Source organism: Streptomyces graminilatus (assembly GCF_001418565.1).
Taxonomy (GTDB): domain Bacteria; phylum Actinomycetota; class Actinomycetes; order Streptomycetales; family Streptomycetaceae; genus Streptomyces; species Streptomyces graminilatus.
In genome coordinates this window covers 1-8,550 of the sequence record NZ_LIQQ01000321.1, presented here as the reverse complement: position 1 = coordinate 8,550, position 8,550 = coordinate 1, and the positions used below count along the sequence as shown (strand labels likewise).

At 71.1% G+C, this 8,550-nt stretch carries 10 protein-coding genes; 1 reads left to right on the top strand and 9 read right to left on the bottom strand.

Annotated elements, in window-relative coordinates:
* Positions 1-36: 36 nt before the first annotated feature.
* Both AOK08_RS44945 and AOK08_RS26290 read right to left on the bottom strand, forming a co-directional pair.
* Complete coding sequence (locus AOK08_RS44945; protein WP_277816043.1) at positions 37-273, bottom strand: type II toxin-antitoxin system RelE/ParE family toxin; 237 nt, start codon at positions 271-273, stop codon at positions 37-39.
* 11 nt (positions 274-284) lie between these two features.
* Entirely contained in the window at positions 285-557 is a 273-nt protein-coding gene (locus AOK08_RS26290; protein WP_063794128.1) for a type II toxin-antitoxin system Phd/YefM family antitoxin, read from the bottom strand.
* Positions 558-741: 184 nt separating this feature from the next.
* On the opposite strand from AOK08_RS26290, the gene AOK08_RS26285 reads away from it, so the two are divergent.
* Positions 742-1,548: a L,D-transpeptidase family protein gene (locus tag AOK08_RS26285; RefSeq protein WP_055530526.1), complete on the top strand. Its 807-nt coding sequence runs from the start codon at positions 742-744 to the stop codon at positions 1,546-1,548.
* A gap of 293 nt (positions 1,549-1,841) precedes the next feature.
* On the opposite strand, the gene AOK08_RS26280 is transcribed toward AOK08_RS26285, so the two are convergent.
* The 7 genes from AOK08_RS26280 to AOK08_RS26250 form a co-directional block, all read right to left on the bottom strand.
* Entirely contained in the window at positions 1,842-3,011 is a 1,170-nt protein-coding gene (locus AOK08_RS26280) for a hypothetical protein (protein ID WP_055530524.1), read from the bottom strand.
* Positions 3,011-3,673: an RNA polymerase sigma factor gene (locus AOK08_RS26275; RefSeq protein ID WP_055530522.1), complete on the bottom strand. Its 663-nt coding sequence runs from the start codon at positions 3,671-3,673 to the stop codon at positions 3,011-3,013. Before AOK08_RS26275 ends, AOK08_RS26280 begins: the two co-directional genes overlap by 1 nt.
* A gap of 387 nt (positions 3,674-4,060) precedes the next feature.
* The gene (locus AOK08_RS26270; protein ID WP_079054275.1) at positions 4,061-4,471 is read right to left on the bottom strand and encodes a hypothetical protein; all 411 of its coding nucleotides are present in this window, start codon (positions 4,469-4,471) and stop codon (positions 4,061-4,063) included.
* Positions 4,472-4,622: 151 nt separating this feature from the next.
* Complete coding sequence (locus AOK08_RS26265; RefSeq protein WP_055530518.1) at positions 4,623-5,198, bottom strand: hypothetical protein; 576 nt, start codon at positions 5,196-5,198, stop codon at positions 4,623-4,625.
* A 77-nt stretch (positions 5,199-5,275) separates the two neighbouring features.
* The gene (locus AOK08_RS26260) at positions 5,276-5,806 is read right to left on the bottom strand and encodes a hypothetical protein (protein WP_055530516.1); all 531 of its coding nucleotides are present in this window, start codon (positions 5,804-5,806) and stop codon (positions 5,276-5,278) included.
* 94 nt (positions 5,807-5,900) lie between these two features.
* Positions 5,901-6,962, bottom strand: coding sequence for a DUF4328 domain-containing protein (locus AOK08_RS26255; RefSeq protein ID WP_079054273.1), 1,062 nt, complete (start codon positions 6,960-6,962; stop codon positions 5,901-5,903).
* A gap of 127 nt (positions 6,963-7,089) precedes the next feature.
* The coding region (locus tag AOK08_RS26250; protein WP_055530530.1) for a beta-N-acetylhexosaminidase at positions 7,090-8,550 on the bottom strand (1,461 nt) is incomplete at its 5' end.

Sequence of the window (8,550 nt, the reverse complement as noted above, 5' to 3'; positions counted from 1 at the left end):
GGCCGGGAACTGGTCGGCGGCGGGCAGGTCCCGATGTCAGGCGACCCGGCCCACCTTGACGACATGGACCGTCACGGTGACGTCATCCGGTCGGTACAGCACACGCCAGGCTACGACGGACATCCGGTAGTAGCCCGACCCGCCCAAGGCACGCGCTCCCTCGGGCCGGGGCGAGTCGCCCAGTTCCCGAACGGCTGCCATACAGGCCTTCGCCCCAACGGGATCGAACTGGCGGAGTCGACGTAATTCGCCCATGGCGCCGTCCTCCCACACCACCGTGTGGCTTACTGCTCGGCCTGCCGATCCTCTTGCTCAAGCTGAGCCATGAACTCGTCATGTGTCATGGACGGACCCGATGGAGCCGCCTCCCGGGCACGCGCCAAGGCGATGTCAGCCTCGTCCCGCAGGCGCTCCAGTTCCTCAAGTTCTCCTATCGGAACGAGCGCCGCCGCGGGCTTGCCGTACTCGCTGATCAAGATGTGCTCACCGCCGTGCCGCACCCGGCCGACAAGCTGTCCAAGTTGATTCCGTGCTTCGACAAGCGGATAGGTGTCCATAAGTGAAACTGTACACACCTGCGGCACTGTACGACAGCATCTTGAAGACCGGCTCGCGTAGACCTGTACACCGGTTCGACGAGTAGCCCCCAGGCCGATTCACGCGTCACGGTGTGCGCCTCCGGCGTAACTTGCATGGGGGTCAGGGGATGAGCTTGGGGGGTCCAGGTTGCGTACCAAGGGCATGCGGAAGGTGATGTTCGCCATCGTCGCGGCTCTCGTCGTGGGCGGCTGCACGGTGACGACCGACCACACGGACGGCGGCTCCCGGTCGCCCGTGCACATCCAGGGCACGCTGCCGCCCGGCGACGACAGACCCGGCGCCACACCCCCACCGGTGCCGAGGCGGGACACCCGCGGCCCTGTTCTCTGGTCGCGCGGTGACAGCGGACGGGACGTGCGTGAACTCCAGGCGCGGCTGCGCCAGGTCGACTGGCTGCACGACGGGCCGACCGGGTCGTACGACGATCTGACGGAGACCGCCGTCAAGGGCTTCCAGGCCAGGCGCGGCCTTCCCCGCACCGGACGGACCGACACCGTCACCTGGCAGCGCCTGCTGCGGATGACACGCGAGCCCGGGCAGTGGGAGCTGTATCTGATGGGCGGGCAACCGGCCGACTACCCCGACCGGCGCTGTCTCAGGGGCCGGGTGCTGTGCATCAGCAAGACGAGCCGGACGCTGCGCTGGATGATCGACGGCCGGACCGTCTCGACGGTGGCCGTGCGGTTCGGCAGCCAGTACACGCCGACCCGGGAGGGCGTCTTCAGCGTCTACTGGAAGTCACGCCACCACGTGTCCACCCTGTACGGCACTTCCATGCCCTACGCGATGTTCTTCAGCGGCGGCCAGGCAGTCCACTACTCCGCCGACTTCGCGGCCCGCGGTTATGCCGGCGCCTCGCACGGCTGTGTGAACATCCGGGACGAGACGGCGATCGCCGCGATCTTCGCCGAGGTGAGCAAGGGTGACAAGGTCGTCGTCCACTGGTGAGTGAGTCCGCGCGGAGAGACCGAAGAGGATTTGGGGGCGCGGACGGGACCGGGGGAACGTGTCCCGCCCGCGCCAGGTGCACGAGCCGTAGGTACGGGGGGAACCCCGGCTCTGTGCGAGGAACCGATGACCAGTCGGCTCACTCCCTACTGCGTCGGTGCCGCCAAAAGTGTCACACCCCGCACGCGAGAACTTCGCGGGCACACGTTCGTACAGGTCAGAGCGGTACGTCATGGTCAATCCCGGCGGCGGCGTGCGGTGGTGCCTGTGCCGAGGGGTGAGGCGTTCGGGGCTCAGGCGTCGGCCGGGAACGGCAGGACGCCGTACGACGGGCCGGGCTCCGGCGCCGGTCCGTTCGAGGGCTCGTCCGACCCGGGCGCGGCGATGGGCATCGGTGAGGGGGTCGGCTTCGCCACGACACGGCCGCCGTGGCTCCTGACCTTGCCCTTGCCCTTTCCGTTGCCGTTGCCGTTGCCGTTGCCGTTTCCGTTGCCGTTGCCCTTTCCGTCGTCCTTGCCGTCGCCGGGGCCGTCTCCGCGGCTGTGGCCCTTGCCTGCGCCCTTGCCGTTTCCGCCGCTCGCTCCGTTGCCCTTGCCACCGGCCTTCGGGCCGTCCTTGGCGCCGGCGTCGTTGTCCGAGCGGACCGCCGGTTCGTCCCGCAGTACGTCCTCGCAGTACAGCGGGACCTTCCCGGAACCCTTGGCCGCCTTCTCCAGGGCGCGTCTGCGCTCCGCCTCCAGTTTCTTGCCGTTGTGCAGGTCATGGCAGGCCAGGACGAGCCCGCCGTGCCAGCCGCCGGGCACGCCCGATTCGGAGCGGGAGCCCCGTCCCCCGGGGGTCGGGGCGTGCTCGCCGGTGCCCCTGCCGAAGCCGCCCCCGGACGTGTCGTCGGGTGTGAGCGACGACACGCCCTTGCCCCGGGTGGCGTGCGGCGACGGCGAGGCCGGCATCGGACCGTGCGGGGCGCCCGACACGGAGGCGGCGGGGCGGCCGGGCTCGTCCCCGCTGAACGGATTCGGCAGGACGACGGCTCCGGCGGCCAGCGCCACCGAGCCGACCATGCAGGCGGCCAGCGCGGCACCCAGCCCAAGGCGCAGAGGACCGCCCCAGCGGGCCACGCGGGTGCTTCGCCGGGGCGGGCCGTCGGGACGTCCGAACCGGCCCACCCGTATCAGGCCCATGTCGGAGGCAGCGTCGGAGGCCGTGTCCGGGTTCGCGTCGCGGCTCAGGTCCGGGGCCTGGCGGGCCTTGCGGAAAGCGGCCAGCGCGGCGGCCTCGCCCGGGAGTTCCCCGCCGCACGGCGGGGTGCCCAGGGAGAGCGCTCCCAAGGTCTTGGACAGCAGTTCGGCCTGGTCACGGGCTTCGGGGCCCGCGGAATCCAGTGCGGCCGCCAGCGGCTCCCCGCTCAGCAAACGCTCCGCCGCAGCGCTGTCCAGCCACTTGTACGGGTCGTCGTCGGCCATCACATGTCCTTCTGCGTCCGCGAACGCGTATGCGTCACACCGGCCGACGACACCGCACGTCCGTGCGGTTCCCGGGGCAGCGGCAGCGCGTCGAGCGCGACGGTCGCGTCCGGGTCCTCGCCGAGCAGCTCCGCCAGCCGTCGCAGACCTCGGTGCGCCGCCGTACGGACGGCTCCGGGGCGCTTGCCGAGTGTCTCGGCGGCGGTTTTGGCGTCGAGACCGACGACCACCCGCAGGACGACGGCCTCGGCCTGGTCCTGGGGCAACAGCGCGATGAGGGAGAGGGTGCTGTCGGTGGCCAGCGACTCCATGGCCTCGCCCGCCGTGTCGGAGTCGGCCGGGCGGCCGGACAGCTCGGTCTCGTCGCCGCCTATCGCGGGGCGGCGTCCGCGCATCCGTATGTGATCCAGGGCACGGTTACGGGCTATCCGCGCGGCCCAGCCCCGGAACCGGTCCGCGTCCCCGCCGAACCTGTCCAGGTCACGGGCTATCTGGAGCCAGGCCTCGGACGTCACGTCCTCGGCGTCCGGGTCGCCGACCAGCGTCCGAACATAGCCGAGCAACCGTGGGTGCACCGCGCGGTACACAGTCCGGAAAGCGGTCTCGTCCCCGGCCTGTGCCGCGAGCACCGCGGTGGTCAGCTCCGCGTCGTCCCCCTGCACCGCGCACACCTCAAGACCTCAGTGGATGCAGTTTGCCTGTCGTCCGCAGCCTGTAGCGAAAGGCACGTTACGACGTGAATGCGCTTCTCGTCCATGTCCGTACAACGTGCAACCAACTCGTGGTCGGGTGACAGCGTGACAGAAATCGCCCATGCGACGCTGTAGGAGATACGGGCCGCCACGCGGCCCGTGCCACGCGACGGCCGGGGCCTCTCCTGTGGGGGGTGGCGGCCCCGGTCGTTGCCAAGGGCAGATGTCTTTCTCACGGCGGTCGGCGTCACGGCGGTCGGCGTCATGGCGGTCGGCGTCACGGCGGTCGGCGTCATGGCGGTCGGCGTCACGGCGGTCGGCCGCCCGTCCTCTCGTCGTTGTCTCGTCGCCGTTCGTTCAGACCGCCGTCGCGTCCCGGCAGAGCAGCCGCAGCGAGCCATGGCCGGCGAAACAGCGGCGGGCCTCCTCGACCGGGTCCCACAGCCGCCCGTCGGCGGTACGGACCCAGTACCCGCCGCCCGTCTCCAGCCACTCGGCGGCGCCCTCGGTCCCCCGCACGATCACCTCGCCCGCGTACGCCCCGAAGCCGCGCAGCACCGACTCCACGGCGGGGTACGGCGTCTGTTCGCGGCGGAGTTCCTCGATCATCCGGTCCGCGCGCCACAGACTCTGGGTCGAGTAGTCGAGGTACAGCCGTGCGCCCTCGCGCATCGTCGCCACGGTGTCGGCGGCCCATCGCACGGGCTTCGCGGCGGCCTGCGGACGGGTCGCCCGGGCCGCTCGTTCTGATACTCGTCGTACTGTCACATTCCAGGAAAGCGTGCAGGTGGCACCGCGCGTCACCCCTATTCCGGCGACTGCCCGGGATCGGCGCGGGACCGCCCCAGGTCCACCCCGGAACGGCCACAGGAAAGCCACAGAGTCCCCGGAGTACCAGGGTCTCCCTTTCCGGGTGGAGTCAGGCCCGGCCGCGCGCCCGGCGCGACACCACCGCGCGCAGTACGCGCCGGCCCTCCGTCGACACCGCCATCGCCTGCCGCAGTCCGCCCGAGCCGTGTCCGGCGAGCAGTTCCAGGACGGTGGTCTGGCGCCGCAGTTCGGCCGCGACGAGGGGCGGGATGCCCTCCGTACGGCCTTCGCGGTAGGCGTCGGCCGAGGACGGGTCCGCGGTGGATGCGTTCAGGAGCTGGTGGACGAGGAGGGCGGCGACGGAGCAGTCGTCCGCCCATGCGCGTACCCCGGATGCCGACCGGTCGGCCGGGGCGCCTTCGAGCATCCGCCGGGCGAGGATCGCGGCCTCCCCCTCGGCTGCCTCGGCGGTGCCGGTGGCGTCGGTGGGCGTGAGTTTGATCCGGACCTGTTCCAGGCGGGTCGCCCAGTCGTCCGGGTCGCTGCCGTCGGCGAGGGCGGCCCACAGGGGGCGCAGGATCTCGTCGTCGCCGCCCAGAAGGGACACGCACCGATCCAAACAAGCCAGTCCCCCGGCCGTCAGGCCACGCTCGTCGGCCTCGGCGATCAGTTCCACCAGGCTCATGCACGCCTCCCCTTCAAGGGCGCCATCCCCTATGGAGCCCCGTACTTTCCCGTACTGCGTGCAACGTACCCGGAGCGTCACAGAGGGAGAACACCCAGTCGGTCCAGAAACCGGAAGAACAGGTTTTCGGCCAGTGGGTCGGGCTCCGCCGTCAGTACGTCGAGGAGTGGCCCGGTGTTCACGGTGTGGCCGGCCTCGGCGGCCCAGTCGACCGCGCGCCGGGCCGCGTCACCGGGTTCCAGGAAGTAGTCGTCGAGCGTGAGTCCGCCGTCCCCGTCGCTCTCCCCCTCGGCGTGCCCGGCACCCAGGTATCCGGCCATGGCATCGCGCGCCAGACAGGTGGTCCACGCCCCGCTCTCGGGCGCCGCCGCCTCCAGCACCACACAGCGGCTGTCCATGACGTACCCGAAGAGCGCGGGCGCGTCGGTCTCCATGGCGAGGGTGTTCATGCTGCCGACGTCGCCGTCGCCGCTCGGGTACTCCCACACCTGCCAGCCGTCGTCGCGCCGTTCACGGGAGGTCAGCCCGTCGCGCACCGCTCTCAGGGCGTCGGTCTCCGCGAGCGGCCGCTCGCTCCTGCCCACGATCAAGTAGCCCCAGTAACCCAATGCCATCCCCCTGGCGGTCTGGTTCCGTTCGCTGTGCCCGCGCCGAATACACCACAGACACAAGCGAGTTGGCCAGGGATCCGACAATCGGACGTCAGACTGCCGCGAGAGCGGGGCCGTGCTGGGCCTTCTCGTGCTGCATACGGGTCAGCCGGAGCACCACGAGGATCGCGAACACGGCGGCGGCGATGTCGGTGACGTCACCGACGAGCACCTGGCCGACGGCGTCCTGGATCTCCTCCGCCGACTCGGCACGGTCGTACGCGCTGGTGCCGAGCCTGCCGGTGAGCTGCGCGACGAGCCACAGCGCCCACCAGGTGTTGACGAGCGCGTGCGACGCGCGGGTGCCTGGGGACCTGCTCGCGTCCCAGGTCTCCACCATGATCCGGCGCGGGAACCACAGGCTCACGACCGGCACGAACCAGCCCCAGCCCGCCCAGGCGCGCTTCATGCTGTGCCCGAACGGATTGAACACCTCGGCGTTGACCCGCACCCGCAGGAACCAGATGAGGTAGACGACGATCGTCGCCACGAAGGCCGCCGACTGCGCGATCCCGGCGGAGGCCATGAGCGAGTCCGCCCGGTCGGCGTCGCGCCGGAGGTCCCGGTAGACGCCGAAGGCGTTGTCGCCCGCGAGGGAGCCCGTCACGTCGTACATGGCGAGGTCGGCGTAGACGGCGAAGAGGTCGGCGGCGACGACCACGCCGAGCAGTACGGCGACGGCCCTGCCGAGTCCGACCGGCGAACGCAGCGAGGCCGGACCGTGCGGCTGGACGACGGGACCTGTCGGCACGAAGTCCGCCACGGGAGCGGGAGCGGGAGTGGGAGCGGGGACGGTGCCGGTGCCGGTGCCGGTGCCGGTGCCGGGAGCGGAGGTCGCCCCGGGCGCGGACGCTCGGGCGCGCCCAGCCGCGTCCCTGGGCTCGGGCTCGGGGTTGGGCTCGAATTCGGTGTCGGGCTTGGGCTCGAATTCGGTGTCGGGCTTGGGCTCGGGCGCGGGCGCGGAATCCGGCCCGGCGTCCGCCTCGGAATCCGCTCCGGCCCAGAAATCGGCCCCTGACACGGCCCCGGACTCGGTCACGGGATCGGCGGCGCAGCCCGAGCACAGGCCGGCGGGTGTGGACGCCTTGAAGACATGGCAGCGCTTGCAGTACATACGGTCCCCCGACAAGAGGCCGGGCGCACCCCCTCCCCAGGGGCACGCCCGGCATACGAATATATGAATACCTGTGCGGAACCTACGTTTCGCCGAGCCCGTACGTCCAACCGGTAAACCGGGTCGGTCAGCCCAGTGTGCCCGCCAGTTTCTTGAAGTCGTTCCAGGTCAGGGGCGGTTGGGTCCGGGGATCCCACAGCTTCTGCACGGTCGCGCGCAGCGGCATGCGGATCCCGGCGGCCACCTGGTTCTGGGTCTGCGATCCGGAGAGGTCGCACCAGACGGCGAATACCCCGCCGAGTATCTGACTGTCGTACGAGGCGGAGACGGCCGTACTGTGCCGCAGCACCCTCGGGGTCCACTCGCGGTAGATCCGCTCGCCGGTGGGATAGAAGAACTGGTTCGGCTGCCCGAGCACGTAGTAGAGGTACTCGTCGTTGTAGTTGACGACCTTGCGGCCCGCGCTCAGATAGGCGACCGGCTGCCGTGCGCCGTACTCCTTGCCGGTCCAGTAGGCGACCTGGATCCTCTTGTCCGGCTGGACCGAGGCCGACGTGTAGAAGCCGTCGTTCCACGCGCGCACGGTCCGGTCGGCGGGCGGTGTGTGGGCCCGGACGGTGGCCGCGCGGTCGTTGAGCCAGCCCGTCGCCAGGTCGGAGACGGTGGCGCCGGGCCCGTACTTCGCGGTGGCCGCGGCGGCGAGCTGCGGGTAGGAGGCCGCCGGGTTCGCCACCGTCAGGGCCCGGTACTCGTCGCCGCCCAGGTGCCAGGACGCGCCCTGGAAGAGGGCGGCGTACTCGCCCAGCAGGTCGTCGACGATCTTCGCGGCCCCGGGCTTGGAGATGTCGATCGCTCCGCGCGTGATCGTGCCCTGCGCGTTCGTCAACTGGAGGTCGGGGTGCGCGGCGAGGACCGCGCCCAGGTGGCCCGGGGAGTCGATCTCGGGGACGACGGTGATGTGACGGCTCTCGGCGAGGGCGAGGATGGCGCGGACCTCGGCCTTGGTGAGGTGGACCCCGGAGACGACCTCGGGGTGGGTGTCGGAGGCGATCCGGAAGCCCTGGTCGTCGGAGAAGTGCAGGCCCAGCTCGTTGAACTTGAGGTCGCCCAGCTCACGGACGCGGTCCTCGATCCAGGCCGCCGTGAAGTGCTTGCGGGCGATGTCCAGCATCAGCCCGCGCACCGCCTTGGCCGGCCGGTCGCGCACAACGCCCTCGGGCGCGGTGCTCCCGCCGGTCACCTCCTGCTTGAGGGTGCGGGTGCCGTAGAAGACACCGGCATCGGTGGGGGCGGCCACGGTGACCCGGCCGCCCTTGACGGTGAGGGTGTAGGACTCGGGGCCCTTGGCCGCCTGTCCCGGGTCCAGCCTGAGCTGGACGTCCCCGGCGCCGGGTGCGGCACTCCCGCCGTACGTCATCCGCAGCTCACCGGCGAGCAGCTTCCCCTCGTCGGCGAGGACGCCGTCGGTGACGACCACCCGGGACGCCGACGCGGGGCGCCAGCCCGGACCCCGGGCGGGTATGTGCTCGCGTACGGCGGGGATGGTGCGGGGCGTTTTGGAGCGGTGTCTTATACACATCTGACGGTG

Coding starts and splice junctions, on each gene's coding strand:
- AOK08_RS26255 (WP_079054273.1), bottom strand. CDS start 6,962: ATGTACTGCAAGCGCTGCCATGTCTTCAAGGCGTCCACACCCGCCGGC.
- AOK08_RS26285 (WP_055530526.1), top strand. CDS start 742: ATGCGGAAGGTGATGTTCGCCATCGTCGCGGCTCTCGTCGTGGGCGGC.
- AOK08_RS26265 (WP_055530518.1), bottom strand. CDS start 5,198: ATGAGCCTGGTGGAACTGATCGCCGAGGCCGACGAGCGTGGCCTGACG.
- AOK08_RS26290 (WP_063794128.1), bottom strand. CDS start 557: ATGGACACCTATCCGCTTGTCGAAGCACGGAATCAACTTGGACAGCTT.
- AOK08_RS26280 (WP_055530524.1), bottom strand. CDS start 3,011: ATGGCCGACGACGACCCGTACAAGTGGCTGGACAGCGCTGCGGCGGAG.